General features: G+C 72.2%; 13 protein-coding genes. 3 read left to right on the top strand and 10 right to left on the bottom strand.

Going from position 1 to position 18,178, the window contains the following annotated elements:
- Window positions 1–14: 14 nt before the first annotated feature.
- Window positions 15–455, bottom strand: a complete 441-nt coding sequence (locus tag OHS18_RS00555; protein ID WP_328615472.1) for a MarR family winged helix-turn-helix transcriptional regulator — start codon at window positions 453–455, stop codon at window positions 15–17.
- 105 nt (window positions 456–560) lie between these two features.
- Window positions 561–1,100 carry a helix-turn-helix domain-containing protein gene (locus tag OHS18_RS00550; protein WP_328615471.1) on the bottom strand — a complete coding sequence of 180 codons (540 nt, stop codon included), beginning with the start codon at window positions 1,098–1,100 and terminating at the stop codon, window positions 561–563.
- 77 nt (window positions 1,101–1,177) lie between these two features.
- Here OHS18_RS00550 and OHS18_RS00545 point away from each other — a divergent pair, with 77 nt between their 5' ends.
- The 3 genes from OHS18_RS00545 (at window position 1,178) to OHS18_RS00535 (ending at window position 6,291) form a co-directional block, all read left to right on the top strand.
- The gene (locus OHS18_RS00545) at window positions 1,178–2,086 is read left to right on the top strand and encodes an alpha/beta hydrolase family protein (protein WP_328615470.1); all 909 of its coding nucleotides are present in this window, start codon (window positions 1,178–1,180) and stop codon (window positions 2,084–2,086) included.
- Between the two features lie 58 nt (window positions 2,087–2,144).
- A complete protein-coding gene (locus OHS18_RS00540) occupies window positions 2,145–2,957 on the top strand; it encodes a type II CAAX endopeptidase family protein (RefSeq protein ID WP_328615469.1) in 813 nt (270 codons plus the stop codon).
- Window positions 2,958–3,108: 151 nt separating this feature from the next.
- Window positions 3,109–6,291, top strand: a complete 3,183-nt coding sequence (locus tag OHS18_RS00535) for a family 78 glycoside hydrolase catalytic domain (RefSeq protein WP_328615468.1) — start codon at window positions 3,109–3,111, stop codon at window positions 6,289–6,291.
- A gap of 194 nt (window positions 6,292–6,485) precedes the next feature.
- Here the strand turns inward: OHS18_RS00535 and OHS18_RS00530 are convergent, their stop codons facing one another.
- The 8 genes from OHS18_RS00530 to OHS18_RS00495 form a co-directional block, all read right to left on the bottom strand.
- The gene (locus OHS18_RS00530) at window positions 6,486–6,854 is read right to left on the bottom strand and encodes an STAS domain-containing protein (RefSeq protein ID WP_328457252.1); all 369 of its coding nucleotides are present in this window, start codon (window positions 6,852–6,854) and stop codon (window positions 6,486–6,488) included.
- Window positions 6,855–7,204: 350 nt separating this feature from the next.
- The gene (locus tag OHS18_RS00525; RefSeq protein ID WP_328615467.1) at window positions 7,205–8,470 is read right to left on the bottom strand and encodes a sialidase family protein; all 1,266 of its coding nucleotides are present in this window, start codon (window positions 8,468–8,470) and stop codon (window positions 7,205–7,207) included.
- Window positions 8,471–8,528: 58 nt separating this feature from the next.
- Window positions 8,529–9,404, bottom strand: coding sequence for an alpha/beta fold hydrolase (locus OHS18_RS00520; RefSeq protein ID WP_328615466.1), 876 nt, complete (start codon window positions 9,402–9,404; stop codon window positions 8,529–8,531).
- 104 nt (window positions 9,405–9,508) lie between these two features.
- A complete protein-coding gene (locus OHS18_RS00515) occupies window positions 9,509–12,418 on the bottom strand; it encodes a glycosyl hydrolase (RefSeq protein WP_328615465.1) in 2,910 nt (969 codons plus the stop codon).
- Window positions 12,415–15,756 (bottom strand): glycosylhydrolase-like jelly roll fold domain-containing protein, encoded by a 3,342-nt coding sequence (locus OHS18_RS00510; protein WP_328615464.1) that lies wholly within the window; start codon window positions 15,754–15,756, stop codon window positions 12,415–12,417. The genes OHS18_RS00515 and OHS18_RS00510 overlap by 4 nt, the downstream gene beginning before the upstream one ends.
- An 11-nt stretch (window positions 15,757–15,767) precedes the next feature.
- Window positions 15,768–15,890, bottom strand: coding sequence for a hypothetical protein (locus OHS18_RS00505; RefSeq protein WP_328457261.1), 123 nt, complete (start codon window positions 15,888–15,890; stop codon window positions 15,768–15,770).
- 141 nt (window positions 15,891–16,031) lie between these two features.
- On the bottom strand, window positions 16,032–16,637 hold the full coding sequence (locus tag OHS18_RS00500; RefSeq protein ID WP_328615463.1) for a LutC/YkgG family protein: 606 nt from the start codon (window positions 16,635–16,637) through the stop codon (window positions 16,032–16,034).
- Between the two features lie 46 nt (window positions 16,638–16,683).
- Entirely contained in the window at window positions 16,684–18,123 is a 1,440-nt protein-coding gene (locus tag OHS18_RS00495) for a lactate utilization protein B (RefSeq protein WP_328458966.1), read from the bottom strand.
- Window positions 18,124–18,178: the final 55 nt, after the last annotated feature.

Genomic DNA, 18,178 nt, shown 5'->3' with positions numbered 1-18,178 from the left:
TCCTTCCCGCGGGGTCAGAGGTGCTGGGCCAGCCGCTCCAGCAGCGGCGCGACCGCCGCGAGCCGGTCCAGTTCCGCGGGGGTGAACGCGCCGCCGGTCAGGGCCTGGGCGATGAGCTCGGCCCGCGCGTTCCGCTTGTTCTTCAGTGCCTGCCGGCCGGCGTCGGTGACCATCAGCACCGCGCGCCGCCCGTCGTCGGGATCCGGCCGGCGTTCGACCAGGCCGCGGTCCCGCAACGCGCTGAGCGTCGCCCCCATCGCCTGCGCGGTGATCTGCACTTCCCGGGCGAGCGCCGAGGAAGTCGTGGGGCCGGAGCGGTCCAGCAGCGACAGCGCGGTCCGCTCGGGCATCGTGAGCCCGCCCTCGGTGGGTATCTGCTGCACTCGCCGCACCAGCACGCTGACGCTCGCCAGCAGGCCTGCGGCGACCTCGCTCGGATCCGGATCATCGGTCATGTACTAAAGCTACCTTATCAATCTGCCTTAGTAATTTTCGGACGCGCTTACCGCCGGTCGAGCCGCTCGGCGATCACGTCCGGCCGGCCAGGTACCCGGCCGACGTCAGCCGGCGTCCGCCTTGGGCTCGTCCGGGACGACGACCAGGCTGACGACCCGACGGACGCGGCCTTCCCTGGGGTTTTCGAACCGCGAGACGACCGCCTTCTCGATCTCCTCGACCATCACCTCGAACTCTTCCTCCGTCAGCCACACCGCCGCCTGGCGGTAGACGACGCCGTCCGCGTGCGGGTCGGCGTTCTCGTGGGCGAGGTAGCGGTCGAAGTCGCCCAGCAGCGATGCCGCGAACGTCGTGTACGACCGCAAGTGGTCCTCCTTCGACATCGCCGCGCGCGCCGCGGGGTCGACCACCGCTTCTTCCTTGCGCACCCGGTAGCTGCGCTCGATCGTGCCGCGCACCCGCCGCTCCTGCGCCACCTCCAGCACGCCGGCCTCGGCCAGCACCGCGATCTGCCGGTACATCGTGGCCGGCGCCACGTCGGAGATGCGCTCACGCAGTTGCGCGGTGGTCAGCGGATCGGCGTCGAACAGCGCTTGCAGGATGCGCATCCGGACGGGGTGCAGGAGGAGATCGGCGGTCGCCATGGACCAATGTTCTCACATGCGATACTGTTCTCATAGTTGAGAACATTTGCACGATCGAGAATGATGGGGGACGACTTATGCCGGACGTCGACATGGCGGTCACCGCGGACGACGGACTGCGCCTGGCCGGCACGCTGACCCTGCCCGCGGGCGCCGGGCCGCACCCGGCCGTCCTGCTGCTGCACGGATCCGGCCGGCTGGACCGCGACGCCAACACCGGCCGGGTCCGCACGGGGTACGGACCGCCGCTGGCCGCCGCCCTCGCGGACGCGGGAATCGCCTCGTTGCGCTACGACCGGCGCGGTGTCGGCGCCACTCCCGGCGACTGGCGCGCGACCGGCTTCACCGACAACCGCCGCGACGCGGCCGCCGCCGTACGTGCCCTGGCCGCCCGGCCCGACATCCGGGCGGATGCCGTCGGCGTCGTCGGGCACAGCGAAGGTGCCGTCCACGCCATGGCCCTCGGCGCGCACGCGGACGTCGCGGCGGTGGTGCTGCTGGCCGGGTTCGCCCGCCTCGGCGAGGACGCGCTGCGGCGGCAGGCCGGGATGATCGTCCGCGACCTCCCCGCGTTCGCACGCCCGATGGTGCGGGCCTTCGGCGAGCGGCAGCTGGCCCGGCTCAAGAAATCGGACGCGGACGTCACGCGCGTCGCCGGCGTACCGGTGAACGCCCGGTGGACACGAGAACTGCTCGCCCACGACCCGCGCCCGGACCTCGCGGGCATCCGGGTTCCCGTGCTCGCGATCACGGGCGGCAAGGACGTCCAGGTCGACGCCGCGGACCTCGACGAGATCCGCCGGCTGGTGCCCGGCGAGGCCGAGGTCCACCGGATCGCCGACCTCACGCACCTCTTGCGCCGCGATCCCGGCCGCGCGTCGGTGCGGTCCTATCCCCGGCAGCTGCGCCGGCCGGTCGACTCCGACCTGCTCACCCAGGTGTCCGGCTGGCTCGCCCACCGGCTCCAGGCCTCCGCGCAAGCCTGAACCGAAACGCATTGTTCCCGGGCCCGATGCTGCCCATTTTCCCACGAAAGGCACTCGCGTGACCACCATTTCCCCGGTTCGGCAGAAAAGCGGGCTCACCCTTTTCTGGACCGTCACCTTCACGACGAGCTGGGGGTTCTGGCTCGTCGCGATCCTGCTCGGCGGACCGCCGACCGGCTCCCCCACCGTGATCCCCTACCTGCTGGGCGGCTTCGGCCCGGTGTTCGGCGCGATCGCGGTCCGGGTGCGTCGCGCCCGGCGCGGTGAACCCGCCCCGGACCACGCCGTGCGCTCCCGGCCGAGCGTGCGGTGGTTCTGGATCCTTCCGTTGCTGCTACTGGCATCCGCGACCGTGGTGGCCGCCGTGCTGCTCGCGGACGTCCTCGGCGGTCCCGCACTGAGCTTGACGGCGGGGCAGCACCTGATCACGACCGCCGGCGGGCCGGTCGCCTTCGTCATCAGCATGCTCATCGGCGGCCCGCTGGCCGAGGAGCCCGGCTGGCGTGGCACGGCTTATCCGCGCCTGCGCGCGTCGATGAGCCGCCTTCAGGCCGGCCTGCTGCTCGGTGTCGTGTGGGCGCTGTGGCACGTGCCATTGTTCTTCATTCCCGGCACGGTCCAGGCCTCTTTCGGACTGCTCGGCCTGAGCGGGCTGCTGTTCCTCCTCGGCGTCGTCCCGATGGGACTGCTGACCGTTTTCGCCTACGAACGCGGCGGTGTTCCGGCGTCGATCGCGGTCCATTTCGGCGTCAACACGACCGTCGCGCTGCTGACCGTCGACTCCCCCGTCACCCAAGCGATTGTCTTGGCGGTACAAGCGATTGTCGCGCTCGGACTGCTGAGCCGCGGTCCACGGCCGGCGCACGGCTGACGCGGCAGGAGCCCACCGGCGGTCGCCTCCGAAGGCGACCGCCGGCCTCTTGTCACCGGGGAGAACTTCTGCCTACCATGATCCCGGCACGTGAATTGAAACGATTCATTTCCGGGATCCGCGCCGGCCTGTCGACGACGAGAGGAACGCGATGTCTTCGCGCCTGATGACGGCTTCGCTGGCCCTGCTGACTTTCCTGGTCCTGGGGGTGGCGCCGGCCGGAGCGGTTCCCGCGATCGGCGACGTCCAGGCCGGCGGGCTGCAGGTCGAGCACCGGACCGACCCGCTCGGCGTCGACGTCGCCCGGCCGCGGTTCGGCTGGGCCCTGACCGCGAAGGACGGCGCGCGCCAGTCGGCGTACCGGATCGTGGTGTCCACCGAGCCCACCGGGCCGGCGAACGTATGGGACAGCGGCGAAGTGCGGTCGTCGCAGTCCTTCGACGTCACCTACGCCGGCCGCGCCCTGAAGGCGCGGACCCGCTACTTCTGGCGCGTCCAGGTCTGGGACGCCACCCGGCACGCCTCGCGCTGGAGCGAGCCGGCGTGGTTCGAGACGGCGTTCCTGGCGCCGGGCGAATTCCAAGGTGACTGGATCGGCGCGCAGACGACCGCGACGCCGCCGTCGCTGACCGGCGCGAGCTGGATCTGGTACCCCGAAGGGAATCCGGCCGACTCCGCACCCGTCGGCACACGGTACTTCCGGCGCGCGTTCGACCTGCCCGCCGGCGATCGGATCACGTCGGCCCAGCTCGAGCTCACGGCCGACGACAGCTTCACCGTGTCCGTCAACGGACAGCAGGTCGCCGCCTCGCCGCACGTCGGCGACTCCTGGCGGACGGCGACCGTCGTCGACGTCTCCGCCGCGCTGCGTCCCGGCCGCAACGTAATCGCGGCCGAGGCGACCAACGCCCAGCCCGGGCCGGCCGGGTTCCTGGGCAAACTCCGGGTCGAAGGCTCGGGTGCCCCCTTCGAACTCGTCACCGACGCCTCCTGGAAGTCCGCGAACACCGCCGCGACCGGCTGGCAGCAACCGGGCTTCGACGACGCGGCCTGGCCGCAGGCGCTGGTCGCCGCCGCGTACGGGTCCGGCCCGTGGGGCAGCTCCGTCTCCACTCCACCCCCGCCGGAGCCGTTGCTGCGCAACGATTTCACGCTGGACAAGCCGATCAGGTCGGCGCGCGCCTACATCGCCGGGCTCGGCTACTACAAGCTCTACCTCAACGGCGCCCGGGTCGGCGACCACGAGCTCGACCCCGGGTTCACCGTCTACGACAAGACCGACCTGTACGCGACCTACGACGTCACCGCGGCCCTGCGCACGGGCGGCAACGCGGTGGGGGTGAGCCTCGGCCGCGGGTACTACGCGATGACGAACCCCGACGAGTGGGCGGCGTCCCCGTGGCACAGCGAGCCCAAGCTGAAGCTCGAGCTCGACGTCACCTACCAGGACGGCAGCACCCAGCGGGTGACCAGCGACCGCACCTGGAAGGTCGCCGACGGGCCCACCCGCACGGAATCGCTCTGGTTCGGCGAAACCTACGACGCGCGGCTGGAGCGGCCCGGCTGGACCACCACCGGGTTCGACGCCACCGGCTGGCGGCCCGCACTGCCGGTGACCGGGCCCGCCGGGACGCTGCGCGCGGAGGCGTTCCCGCCCATCAAGGTGACCGACGACCTGCCGATCACCGCGGTCACCGCGCCGCGGGACGGTGTGCGCGTCTACGACGTCGCCGGCCCGACCGCCGGCTGGGCGCGGGTCGGCCTGCGCGGGCCCGCCGGCGCCCAGGTGACGATCACCTACGGCGAGAAGCTGAACCCGGACGGCACGGTGGACAACGTCGGCGGGTTCGGCATGCAGCTGCAGTCGTACACGTACATCCTCAAGGGCGACGGCCTGGAGAGCTACCGGCCCAGCTACAGCTACGCGGGCTTCCGCTACGTCCAGGTCGCCACGCCGGCGGGCGTCACCGTCGAGTCGGTCGACGCCGAGCGCGTCCACACCGCGGTCGACACCACCGGCGACTTCACCAGTTCCAGTCCGCTGCTCAACCGCTACGACGACGCCGAAGCGAACACGATCCTGAACAACCTGCACTCCGTCCCGACCGACACCCCGATGTACGAGAAGCGGCCCTACACCGCGGACGCGCACCTGTCCGCCGACTCCGCGATCGCCCACTTCGACATGCAGGACTTCTACGAGAACTGGATGCGCGAGCACCGCGACGACCAGAACCCGGACGGGTCGATCGGCCAGACCGTGCCCGCGACGGTCGGCGGCAAGCAGGTCAAGGACCCGGTCTGGTCGGCGAGTTTCGTCCTGATCACCTGGGATCTCTACTGGTACTACGGCGACACGCGCGCGCTCGCCGAGAACTACGACGCGATGAAGGCGTGGCTCACCTTCTTCGAGCAGGACATCGCGAAGACCGGGAACATCTACACCGGCTTCAGCTACGGCGACTGGCTCGCCCCCGGCGCCGCGAACCCGCCCGAGGGCACCCGGCTCGCCGGCACCGCCTACATCGACAAGACCGCCACCACCATGGCCAAGATCGCCCGCGCTCTCGGCCACGACGGTGACGCCCAGCATTTCGACGCCTTCGCGGGCACGGTCACGAAGGCGCTCAACACGACGTTCCTCGACAAGGCGTCCGGCGCCTACTACGACGACCGCGCGGCCGGCTACCGCCAGACGTCCAACCTGCTGCCGCTGAGCCTCGGCATCGTCCCCGCGGCGGATCGCCCGGCGGTGCTCGCGAACCTCGTCGGCGACATCAAGGCACGCGGCGTCCACCTGAACACCGGAGCGCTGGGCACGAAGCTCATCCTCCCGGCGCTCACCGACGCCGGTTTCGGCGATCTCGCCTACCAGGTGGCGACGAACCCGACGTATCCCGGCTGGGGCTACTGGTTCACGGGTCTCGGGGCGACGACGATGTGGGAGGAGTGGCCCGCCACCTCGCGCTCGCACGACCACGCCTTCCTCGGCACCGTCGACGACTGGCTCTACCAGCGCGTCGCCGGGATCGAACCCGCGGCGCCCGGCTACACGACGGTCAAGATCCAGCCCTACCCGGTCGGCGACCTCACGAACGCGTCCGCCCACGTCGAGTCCCCGCTCGGCCGGGTGAGCTCGGCCTGGACCCGCGACCACGGCCGTTTCACCCTGCACGCCGGCGTGCCCGCCGGAGCGACGGCCGAGATCTCGGTGCCCGCGCGCGACGTCCGCGCGGTCCAAGCGCCGCCGGGCGCCCGGTTCGAAGGCGCGAAGAACGGCTACGTCACCTTCCGGGTCGGCTCCGGCGACTTCGTTTTCCGCTCCACCACGTGAGAAGCGGCCGAGGCGAGGCCGGTCCAGACCGACCCCGAGCGCCGGCGGCACCCGGTCTGCCTCGGAAGATCCTCCGCGTACATTAAGTCAGTCAGTTGCTTTAAAGTACGGAAGGGCCGGGTCCGCCGCCGACCCGGCCATCGCCGGCATCGTCCGGCGGCTCCGATGGCCTCCAGGACGCTCCCCCGGTTTCCTCAGCACCCCCGCCCGGCGCCGACGGCGTCCGAGAGCCGCGCGTGGACCGGGACCCGTGTGTCGAGGGCGAACAGGCGCAGCACCCGGACGACCGGCAGCGACCTCGCCACGATGGCGATCCCGCGCCGTTCGGCCCGGGCGCGGGCCGCGGCGCCTTCCAGGACCCGGACGCCGGCGAGGCCCAGGACCGGCACCTCCGACAGGTCGATCACCGTCTTCGCGGGCAGGTCCCGCCAGAGGGCGCGCTGCAGCAGCCACGCCGTGCTCCCGTCGACGGTCCCGGACGCGGTGACGACCAGCACTCCGGCCCGCGCGAGGGTGTGGCGCACCAGCAGCCGCGGCCCGGCGGGCAAGCGTGGCGCGGGCACGTCCCAGCCGGAAGGACTTCCGCCGGAAGGTTGGGCAGGAATCATTGCGCGGTCTCCCGGAAGCAGGGTAAGAACCGTCTGCGCGGGGCCTGGGCGCCGACTTTGACTCAACGGTCACCGTAGTACTCGCGGCGCCGGGCAACAACGCTCACGGCGGACCGGGAGGCAGGTCGACCCGAGCGGCCGACACCGGTTCCCCCACTCGGCTGAAGTGGTGACAGTCAGTGGTTTTCGCGGCCCGGGGCTTCCGGAACCCGGGCCGCGCACCGTCCATTAAGGACCGACGGGTGGTGACGGAAGATCAAGCCCGCGCGGCACCTCTGCACCCGTCGTCCTCTGTGGACGATCGATCAGGAGAGCGTGACGGTGGCGCTCCACAGCCGGTCGTCGGTGGTGTGCGGGTAGGTGTAGGCCCCCGCGCAGCCCCAGCCCGACTGGCAGTTGTCGCCCAGCACCGTGGCGGTGCGCGCCCCGGTGACCGCGACGCCCTGGTAGCCGCTGGAGCCGAGCGTGTCACACGGGTGGACGCCGTAACCGCCGGAGCACCCGGTGGGCAGGTTGTCGTAGAAGCTGTGGGCGGTCGACCAGGTCGTGCCGCCGTCGTAGCTGAACGTGATCTTGTTGCGGGGCCGGCCGAAGACGAGCATCTGCACCCCCTGGTCCATGGTGTGCAGGACCGGGTTCACCCCGCGGACCGCGGTGTCGTCGGCGGCACCGGGCACCTTCAGCGCGTACGCCGCGCCCCAAGTCGCGGCGGCGAGGTCGGCCGCCGAGTTCACCGGAGCCGTGGTGACCCGGCCCAGCAGCCGGCTGTAGGCGTACCCGCCGGACGTCTCGTCGAGGCGGGTCACCATGAGCAGCCGGCCGTCGGCGCGCCGGGCGACCGTGGCCTCGGTGTAGTTGTACGTGCCGGACAGGAAGACGGTCGACGCGCGCTTCCACGCGGTGCCGTCGTGGTTACCCGAGAGCAGGTACGCCGCCGACAGGGTGCCCTGGTGCGCGGCGTAGAACGGCACCACCTGGCTCCCGTCCGGCAGCGTGAGCACACCCTGGAAGAGCCGGCCGGTGCCGGAGCTGATCGTGCCGCCGGTGAAGTCGAAGTAGGCGACGGACCGCTGCCAGCTGACGCCGCCGTCGGCCGAGGTCCACCGGACGGCGTAGCGCTTCCCCGCCGCGTCGACCCGGCCCAGTTCCTCGACCGCGACCAGATCGCCGTTGGTGGCGGTGAAGAGGTTGCCGACCTTCGCGAACTGCGCGTCCGCCGAGTCGAGCAGCGGCCCGCCGGTGCGGGCGTCGAGCGCGGCCTGCCACTTGCCCGCGGCGTCCTGGTACTCGATGCGCAGCTTCACCGCGGGGTCACCGTCGGCGCTGACCTGGAAGCTCCGGACGAACCGGTGCCGGACCACCCCGGCGGCGTCGGTCCAGGTGACGTACTGCAGGGACGGCATGGCCCGGTACTGCCGGTTCGGGTCCTGCGGCTCGACCACCACACTCCCGTAGGCCGGCTGCAACGCCGCGGCCGTGGTCGTCGCCGCCGTGCTCGTGGCGGCCGGACCGGCCCACGCGCCCGCGGTCACCAGCATCCCGAGCAGTGCGACCCGCACCCGTTTTCCCACGTCTTTTCCCCTCGTCGCCGGACATCCGGTAACCACACGCCCCACCGCGCCGGACGGTTTAGCCGGTCACCGGGGCACGGAGGAATTCGCGGATGGCCCGGACCACCTCACCCGGCGCCTGCTCGGCTTGGTGGTGCCCGGAGCGGATTTCCGCGCCGCGCAGCTCCCCGGCGATCCACGGGCGCCAGATCTCGAGGGGGTCGCCGTGGATGTCGATGTCGTCTTCGGTCGCGGCCAGCAGCAGGGTCGGGCACCGCACCTGCCGGCCGGCCGCGCGGTCGGCCTCCTCGTGGGCGCGGTCGACCCGCAGGCCGGCGCGGTAGTCCTCGCACATGCCGTGGACGACGGCGGGATCGCGCAGCGCCGTCCAGACGTCGGAGTGGTTGTCCTCGCCCATCTCGTACGGCAGCGGCGTCCGGTACCAGGCGCCGGGGTCGGCGTTGATGACCCGTTCGGCGGGTTTGTCGGTCTGGGCGAGGAACCACCAGTGCCACCACGAGCGGACGAAGTCCTCGTTGAGCCGTTCGAGGTGCTCGGTGATCGGCAGCCCGTCCATCACGACGAGCCGGTCGATGGTGCCCGGGTGGTCCATCGCGGCCCGGAAGGCCACGAGCGAACCGCGGTCGTGGCCGGCGATCGAGAACCGGTCGTGCCCGAGGTGCCGCATGAGGGCCACGATGTCGCCGGCCATCGCGCGCTTGGACGACTGCGTGTGCCCGGGCTCGTCCGGCGGCAGCGTGGACCGGCCGTACCCGCGCAGGTCGGGGCAGACGACGAAGTGGTCGGCGGCCAGTTCCGGGGCGACCCGGTGCCAGGTGGTGTGCGTCCGGGGGTGGCCGTGGACCAGCACCACCGGGGTGCCCGACCCGCCGTGGCGCACCCGCACCCGCACCGGCCCGACGTCGACGGTCTCCAGCGTGAAACCACTGAACACGCCTGCTCCTCTCGCGCGAAAGACAGCCCGCCCCCGGACCGCAGTCTCGGACTACCCCGGTTCGCCACGCCGTAACGGGCCGAACGCGGTGCACCGGGTGACGTTCACCGGACCTCCCGCTGCCGGTACGGCGTCAGGCGCACCGGGCCGACCAGCCCGTACGCCTGCCGCGACGCGATCGCGAACACCTCGGGACGGCTCACGCGGAGCCGGTTGTTGAGCGTGGTGGCGACCTCCACCTCGATGCTGTTGCGCCCGGACCGCAGCCACGGCCCGACGTCCACCACCGTGTCCAGCACGTCCGACGGCGGCAGCGCGGTGCCGTTCACCCGCACGCGGTAGGTGTCGAACACCTCCCCGAGGTCCAGGTACGCGCCCAGGTCCCGGTCCCACCGGCCCAGGTCGACGGTCGTGCGGTAACGACCCACACCGGAGACGTCCGCCAGCCCGGGGATCGACGGCCAGGCCGCGAGCGCCGTCAGCGAGAACTGCTGCTTCGGCTTGATCGTGGACGTCGGCGTCGCGCCCGGCTGCCAGTCCGCCACCTCCAAATCCCAAGTGGACAGTGCGATCGGCACCGGCGGGGCGGGTACCACGGTGCGCGCGACACGTCCGGTCGACAACGTCGTCGAGTACGTGCCCGCGGCCGACGAGCGCACCACGAGCTTGCCGTCGAGGTACCGCACTTCGGGCGCGTCCGACGACACCGCGTACGGACCCCGGCCGGCGGCCAGGGCGATGATCACCGACTGCCCCGGGTTCAGCGACACCGACACCCGCACCTTGCCGCCGGAGCGGGTGAACACGCCGAGCCGTTCGGTCTCGCCGGTCCAGGCGTTGTACACGACCGGCTGCGCGTCACGGTCCTGCGCGGTCAGCCAGACGTCCTGCGTGACGGCGGTGATCTTGCGGTTCTCCGCGTGCCGCGCGTTGCAGAGGTAGTAGTAGTCCGTGTCGCCGTCGATGCGGTGGACGCTCATCACGGTCGACGGGTCGTGCTCCACATCGCGCGTGACGCCCAGTTCGGCGAGCGCGGCCGGGATGCCCGTGGCGTCCGCGACGACGCGGACCGAAGCCTGCGCGAGCAACGCCGTGACCAGCGCGCGAAGCCGGTCGTTCTCCCCCGGCTGCGCGATGCCCTCGGCGTGGACATCGGTCCAGGCGCCGATGACGATCGTCGGCAGGCCCGCCCGCGCGAAATCCAGCAGACGCTGGGCCGCGCGGACGGACAGCGTGTGCTCGCTGCCGTGGAACTGGTCGCCGCCGAGGATCATCGCCTTGTACGCCGGGCCGTCGGGTGCCAGCCGGCCGTGCCGGACGACCGCGCTCGGCAGTTCCAGCACGGCCTCGCTGAGGAAGCCGTGGGTCCAGCCGGCCGGAATGCCATCGTTGGTCGCCCAGGGCGCGCCGATGCCGGTGGAGGTCCAGCCCTTCTGCCGGAAGAAGGCGATGTCGACTTGTGGTTTCCCGGTGCGCAGCACCAGCTGGGTGCGGGCGAACCAGCCGGCGATGTCCGGCACGTGCCCCCACGTCGGCTGCCGCGGGCCCCACGCCTCGGCGTACCCGATGCCGTTGCCGTTGTACGGCGAGAACGCCGCGAAGCCCGGCCACTGCGCGCCGGGCGCCGTCGCGTAGGCGAAGCCGTGCAACACCGCCTGGTTGACGCCGCCCGCGAACACGCTGCCCATCGTCTGCAGCACCTTGTCCCAGGTGGTGTTGTACGCGCCGTTCGCGTAGGCCGCGGACTCGCACGAGAGCAGCTTCCGCCCGCCCATGTCCCGCCCGGACGCGAGGACGCGGTAGTCGTCGAGGTTCTTGAACCCGAGCGACTCGCTCTCCGGCACGTCCAGCAGCGCCGCGCTGCGGATGGCGTCGGTCTGCAGGCCGTAGGGCTGGACGCGCAGCGTCATGCCGAGGCGGTGCGCGAAGTCGCGGACCGGGATCAGGTGGTTCTCGTGGTAGAGGTCCGAGAGCACCTGGTTGTAGTCGTCCCGCACGTGGTTGGACGTGTCCGAGTCGAACGCGAACGGGAACTTGCCCTTGTTCTGCACGACCACCGGCAGGTACGGCAGGAGGTCGTAGCCGGCCCGGCGACGGAATTCGGCGAGGAAGGACGGCGTCCAGATCGTCGCGTCGGTCTCGATCTCCAGGGAGTCCTCGAACAGGTCGCCGCCGACGTCCTGCAGCAGGCTCCGGATGGCGCGGGTGAGGATCGTCGAGTTCCACTCGTCCAGGACGACCTTCGTGCCCGCCGCGCTGAAGTGGTCGACGACGTAGGCGAGCGGCGTGGTGTGCGGGCCCGCCTCCGGCTGCTGCGCCGAGCCGCGGGCCCAGTACGCGAACAGCATCCAGGTGCCCTCGGGCGCGGTCCAGTCGATCTGTCCGTTGTGGACGTCCACTGTGCGCACCGACGCCGGGTCCAGCGTGACCGTCGCGGCGGTGGGTGAACCGACCACCAGAGCGGCCTGGACGGCGATCAGGTCCTGCTTGCCCACGGCGTCTTCGGCGAGCACCGCCGCGGCCGGCGGCGGGCCGGTGTAGGTGCCCTCGACCGTGACGACGCCGTGCGCGAGTTCCTTGCTGGCCGCGACGTCGTCGGGCGTGATCGTCGGGACCGCGGTCGGCCAGCACGGGCCCATCGCGAGGTCGACGGTCAGCCCGCGCGCCTTCGCCCGGCGCAGCGCCGTCTCCACCGCGGCGAGCCACGCGGGCGTGCCCCAGCCGTGGTGCTCCGGGTCCATCACGGTCCGGACGCTGTGGTGGACGTCCTGGATCTCGACGCCACCGAACCCGGCGTCGGCGATCTGGTCCACCTCGCGGGCGATCTCGCCGAGGTCGACCAGGCCGTGCGGCCACCACCAGCGGAACTTGGCGGCGGTACTCGCGTCGGGCTTCGCGAACTGCTTCAGGAACGGCTTCCCCGGCGCGGAGAGGGCGGGCGGGGCCCACGAGAGGGTGGCGCCCACGCCGAGCGCGGCGCCGATCGTGAGGACCGTGCGTCTGCTGACTGTCATCGGGTGGCCTCCAGCCTGGCGGTGAGGGCGGCCTGCGGGCGCAGCGCGACCGGGCCGGCGAGGCCCGACGCCAGGATCTTGTTGCGCTCGTTGGCCAGGGTGTTGGTGACGCGCACGCTGATCGTGTTGACGCCCGGGTGCAGCGCCTTCGTGGTGTCCACTGTGTACGGGTGCCAGAGCGCGGCGGGCAGCTGCGTGCCGTTCACCGTCGCCGTGGCGAGGTCGTGCACCTCGCCGAGGTCGAGCACCAGCTTGCGCTTCGCGAGGTCGGCGGCCGTCAGCGTCACCGTCGTGGTGTAGACGGCGCTGCCGGAGAACGTCGGCGCGAACGTGGTCCACGAGCCGAGCGGACGTTCGGTGGCGACGGCGTCGTCCTGCTCCAGCCGGACCGTCCACGGCCCGTTGAGCGCGATCGGCGTCAGCGGGTCGGTGACCCGCACGGTGCCGCGGTAGGTGCGGCCGTTCGCCTGCCCGGTGAGGGTGTACGAGCCGGGCGCCGTCGCGGTCACCGTGGCCTGAAGGTCGCGTCCGGCCTGGGAAACCGAACTCGCGGGCAGGGTGCCGTCGGTCAGGTGCGCCGTGTCGTGAACGCCCTTGCGGAACACCACGCCCAGCGTCTCGTACGGCTGGAGCGTGACCGGGACACCGGTGGTCGCCCGGCCCGTCGTGTACGCCGTGGCGACCTTGGTCGTGCCGGTGCGCGGGTCCCAGATCTCGGGGGTGCCCTCGACCGGGAACGCCGCCGTGGTGGTGACCACGGCGTCACTCTCGTTGTTCAGCAGGAACGCCGTGTCGGCGCCACGGCCGGTGCGCGACACCCGGACCGCGTCGGCCGCGGGCTGCAGGCGGGCCGCGCCGTACCCGGCGTTCTGCGCCAGGCCGGCGATCGTGTTCACGTCGGTCACGAGGGCGACCGCTCCGGCGCCGCGACGGGCCCAGGAAGCACCCGCGTTGCCGAAGAGGTTCCGCAGCTCACGGGCCAGGTCGGCGTCGCGGCCGGTCGCTTCCCGCGTCGGCAGCGGGCCGACGGCGACGACGTGTCCGCCGGTCTGGACGAACTTCGCCAGTGACCGCGCGGTCGCGAGGTCGAGCACCGGCGTGCGCGGCAGCACCGCGAGCTGGTAGTCGGCTTGGCCGACCTGCAGGGTCCCGCCGCGCGAGACGGCCTGGAAGCGCGCGGCCGGGTCGCCGGACAGCGACGAGTCGCTCAGCAGGTCGAAGTCGACCTGCCCGCGTTCCAGCGCGTACGCCGTGGCCGAGAAGTCGGCGTCCAGCTGGTGCGACGCGTCGGCGACCCGGGTCTGCTCGGCGGCGCGCTGCGGCTGGACCAGGGCGGTCCGGGCGAGGTCGGTGCCCCGGCCCAGCTCCATCACGCGGCCGATCCACGCGTCGACGTCGGGCATGTCCTCCCAGAACGTGCTACGCGGCCCGAACGGCGGCGCGAACGTCACCGAGACCTCGTCGGTGTACATCGCGTGCAGGAACGTCAGGTTGACCCCGCGGGTGGCCAGCGCGCCGACGGTGGCGTGCATGTAGTCCGGCGCCACCTGCCAGCCCGCGTTGCCGAACGTCTCCATCAGCGTCCGCGGCGCGCCGCTCTGGTGCGCGGCCGAGGAAGCGTTGCGCCCCAAGGTGGTCTGCCGGCCCGCGGTGTAGTCGGTGGTGATCATGTCGCTGCCGGGCACCTGCGCCCACTGGTTGTCCTTGGCCAGGTCACCGGTGGAGTTCATCCGCTGCTGCGGGCTCTGCTCGTCGAGCAGCGGGTTGGAGATCAGCTTCAGGCCGTGCTGGGCCATCCAATCGGCTTCGCGCTTGTAGTAGCTGGTGGAGAACAGGTTGTCCACGGCCCGCCAGTACGTCCCGGCGGCCTGGTCGGCGACGGCGTCGAGACCGTCGGCCGCCGCGGTGTAGGCGACGCCGGGGGTGCCGCCGGCCGCGCGGACGGCGTCGGCGAGCCCGGGTGAGGACGGCAGGCGCTTGAACGGGTGCGGCTGCGCGGAGGCGAGGAACGGCTCGTCGTCCCAGAACCCGGGCACGACGGTGCCCATCGCCCACGGGAAGCGGCGCGCGTACTCCTCGGGCGCGATGCCCAGGAAGGCGTCCGTCGCCTTCGGGTCGAGCAGGTCGAGGTAGCCGCGGGTGTAGCCGCTGGAGTCGTCCTGCAGCAGGACCTGTGAGTAGACGTCGACCTGCCAGCGGCCCGCGGGTACCTGCCAGGTGCCGCCATCGAGTTCGACGGCGGCGTTCGTGCCGACCGGGCGCGCGGCCGCCGCCGTGACGCCGGCGAGGTTCACGCGGTTCTGCGGGAAGTCGGCGAGCGCGGTGGCGTTGTCGAAGGTCGAGGTCCACAGCTTCGCGCCGTCCGGGGCGGTGACGGTCAGGTCGTCCCACAGCGAGCGTTGCGTGCCCTCGGCCGACACCGCGGCGGCGCCGGCCGGGAAGCTCGCGTCGGTGGCCGCGGGCTGCACGGTGTTGTTGATCTTCGGGGTGATCGTGGTCCCGGAGACCGTGACGTTGATCGTCTGGACGTGGGTCGGGGTGAAGCCCGGGGTGTTGACGCCGGTGGTCAGCCGCGTCCGGTTCGGACCGTCCACTTTGTACACGCTGGCCGCGCCTTTGGCGTCGACGTCCACGAGGTAGCCGTGGGTGCCGTCCGAGCGCACCGCCAGCTGGACGCCGCCCGCGGTCAGCGTGACCTTGCCGCTCACGGTGTAGTCGGTCCAGCCGGTCCCGGGCGTGAGCGGCGCGGCGCCCGGCCGGGTGGCCGGGTCGACGACCAGCTTGCCGGTGTCCACGCTGAGCCCCGACGTCTCGGCGAGCGGCAGCGCCGCCGGCCCGTCGACGATCCGGGTCGAGCGCAGCAGGCCTTTCAGCCGCAGGTCCGGGCGCGCGGGGATGGTGCGGTTGCCCAGGGTGCCGCCGTTGACGACGTAGTTCGCGCCGCGGCCGCTCGGGAAGTTGTTGTCGTTGAACAGCCACATCTTCATGCCGGTGCGCTGCGCCTCGCGCAGCACGTGCCCGACGAGCGTGAACCAGTCCTCACTGAGGAACACCGGTTTCATCGAGTCACCGCCGAGCGGGAAGATCACCGCCTCGTACACGCCCTTGGCGCGCATCCCGGCCATCTGCTGGTCGGTGATGTCGCTGGTGATGGTGTTGTTCCAGTACCAGTAGATCGCCGGGCTGCTGTCCTTCGGCGGGTTCGCGAAGGCGGCCGGGTCGAACCGGGCCAGGTTCGTCGTCGCGGCGGGGCCACGGTCGTGGTCGGCGGTGGCCGGGGTGGCCACGGCGATCGCCATAGCGGCCGCGAGCACCAGGGACGTCAGTGTTCTGCGCATGGGATTCCCCTTCAGCGGCACGGAATGGAGGAACGGAAGGTGTGAGTGCCGACGGCGTGGCCCGCGTCCTCGGGGTCGGACGTGGTGAGTCGCTCGGCGATCAGGCCGGGCTCCCACTCCTTGCGGACGCGCACAGCAGCTCCTGGAAGCGGCCGGGGGGCGCGGCCTGGATTCGAGGGTTGATCGTTTCAATTTCGGGATGACACAGCGGCGGGTTTCGGTGCCGGTCGGCGGTCAGTACCCTCCTGAACACTCACGGCCCTTCCTCCTCGCGCTCATGACGCGACGACGATGACGTGCAGGGTTCGCGGCCCGTGCACGCCCTCCACCCGGGTCAGCTCGATGTCGCTCGTCGCGCTCGGGCCGCTGATCCACGTCTGCGGGCGCGCCGGGTCGAGGGCCGCCACGGCTTGCGGGACGCCCGGGACGATCCGGTCCTCGCGCAGCACGCACACGTGCACGTCCGGGACCAGGCTCAGCGCGCGGCGGCCCTGGCCGGGGCCGTGGTCCAGGACCAGGGTTCCGGTGGTGGCGATACCCAGGGTCGCCGTGGTGACGACCGCCTCGAACGTGTCCAGGTCCGCCGCGTCACCCGAGCCGGCACTGGCGCCGGCGACCACCGCGCCGGGCACGTCGATCGGGAAACCCGCCGGTACCACCACCTTCCGCGCCGGGCCGAGGGCTTGCCGGACGGCGCCGGGCAGCTCGGCCGGCGTGCAGCGCGTCAGCGCCGCGCGGTAGTCGACCACGCGCTCGGCGAACAGGTCCACGACGTCCGGGGGTGTCACCGTCCGGTAGCCACGCGGCACCGGCGCTTCCGTGCGGTCCGCTTCGCGCAGCGCCCCGCGGACCGCGGCCAGGATCTCCTCGCGGGCGCTCATCGCCGGCCGCCCGCGAGCGCGGCCGCAACCACGTCTTCCCGCGCGTTCACGGCCGGCCGCCCTTGCGCCACCACGTGCGGAACGACTCCCGCGGCGGGGCCGGCAGGTCACGGGCGTTCGTCCACGAGGAACCCGGCCACGGCAGGCGTCCCAGGGCCCGGCGGCCGCCCGGCAGCACTCGCCGGCCGAAGCGGGTCAACGCCCGGCCGGCGACCCCCAGGCCGCGTTCGGCCAAGCCGAGCCGTCGCGCGTCCGACAGCAGCCAGGACGCCGACCTCATCGCCACCGCCTCGGGTTTCGGGACGCCCTCGCGGTGCGCGTCGACGACCTTCGAGCGGAGGTGGACCAGGACCTCGGGGATGTCGATGCGCACCGGGCAGGCCTCGAAGCACGCGCCGCACAGGCTGGAGGCGTACGGCAGCGAATCGGTCTGCTCGTCGACGCCGACGCCCTTGAGCAGCGGGTTCAGGATGGCGCCGATCGGTCCCGGGTAGACGGAGCCGTACGCGTGGCCGCCGGTGCGCTCGTACACCGGGCAGACGTTGAGGCACGCCGAGCAGCGGATGCACCGCAGCGCCTGGCGCCCGACCTCGTCGGCCAGCGCGCGCGTGCGGCCGTTGTCCAGCAGCACCACGTGCGTCTCCTGCGGCCCGTCGCCGGGCGTGACGCCCGACCACGTCGAGGTGTACGGGTTCATCCGCTCCCCCGTACTGGAGCGCGGCAGCAGCTGCAGGAAGACGTCCAGATCGGACCAGGTCGGCACGATCTTCTCGATGCCGACCACGGAGACCAGGACCTCGGGCAGCGTCAGGCACATCCGGCCGTTGCCCTCGGACTCGACCACCACCAGGGTGCCGCTGTCGGCCACCGCGAAGTTCGCGCCCGACACGGCCATCCGCGCCCGCAGGAACTTCTCCCGCAGGTGCAGCCGCGCGGCGGCGGCCAGCTCGGCGGGCTCGTCCGACAGCCCCGGGGGCGCGTCGGCCATGCCGCGGCGGAAGATCTCGCGGATCTCCGCGCGGTTGCGGTGGATGGCGGGTACCAGGATGTGGCTCGGCAGGTCGTCGCCGAGTTGCACGATCAGCTCCGCGAGGTCGGTCTCCCACGCGGTGACGCCCCGCTCGGCGAGCGCCTCGTTGAGCCCGATCTCCTGCGTGGCCATCGACTTGACCTTCACGACCTCGTCGACGCCGTGCGTGTGCGCGATCTTCGCGACGATCTCGCACGCTTCCGCGGCGTCACGCGCCCAGTGCACGGTCGCGCCGCGCGCCTGCAGCGACGCCTCCAGCTGCGGCAGGTACTCGTCGAGGCGGCGCAGCGTGTTGTCCTTGATGGCCGCGCCGGCCAGCCGCAGTTCTTCCCACTCGTCGACCTCGCCGACGACGGCCGCGCGCTTGGCGCGGATGGTGCCGGTGGCGTGCGCGAGGTTGCGCCGCAGCTGGGTGTCGGCCAGCGCTTTCCGCGCCGCCTCGGGAAAGGCCGGCATGCCGACGAACGTCGCGCTCACGCGTCCTCCTGTGCCGTGCGGGACGCCCGGGCCG

Origin of the sequence: Amycolatopsis sp. NBC_00355, assembly GCF_036104975.1 — a bacterium.
Lineage (GTDB): Bacteria > Actinomycetota > Actinomycetes > Mycobacteriales > Pseudonocardiaceae > Amycolatopsis.
Note: the sequence above shows the minus strand (reverse complement) of the source record. Positions and strands in the feature narration are given on the sequence as shown.

Coding starts and splice junctions, on each gene's coding strand:
- OHS18_RS00550 (WP_328615471.1), bottom strand. CDS start 1,100: ATGGCGACCGCCGATCTCCTCCTGCACCCCGTCCGGATGCGCATCCTG.
- OHS18_RS00510 (WP_328615464.1), bottom strand. CDS start 15,756: ATGCGCAGAACACTGACGTCCCTGGTGCTCGCGGCCGCTATGGCGATC.
- OHS18_RS00500 (WP_328615463.1), bottom strand. CDS start 16,637: ATGAGCGCCCGCGAGGAGATCCTGGCCGCGGTCCGCGGGGCGCTGCGC.
- OHS18_RS00495 (WP_328458966.1), bottom strand. CDS start 18,123: ATGCCGGCCTTTCCCGAGGCGGCGCGGAAAGCGCTGGCCGACACCCAG.
- OHS18_RS00515 (WP_328615465.1), bottom strand. CDS start 12,418: ATGACAGTCAGCAGACGCACGGTCCTCACGATCGGCGCCGCGCTCGGC.
- OHS18_RS00555 (WP_328615472.1), bottom strand. CDS start 455: ATGACCGATGATCCGGATCCGAGCGAGGTCGCCGCAGGCCTGCTGGCG.
- OHS18_RS00545 (WP_328615470.1), top strand. CDS start 1,178: ATGCCGGACGTCGACATGGCGGTCACCGCGGACGACGGACTGCGCCTG.
- OHS18_RS00535 (WP_328615468.1), top strand. CDS start 3,109: ATGTCTTCGCGCCTGATGACGGCTTCGCTGGCCCTGCTGACTTTCCTG.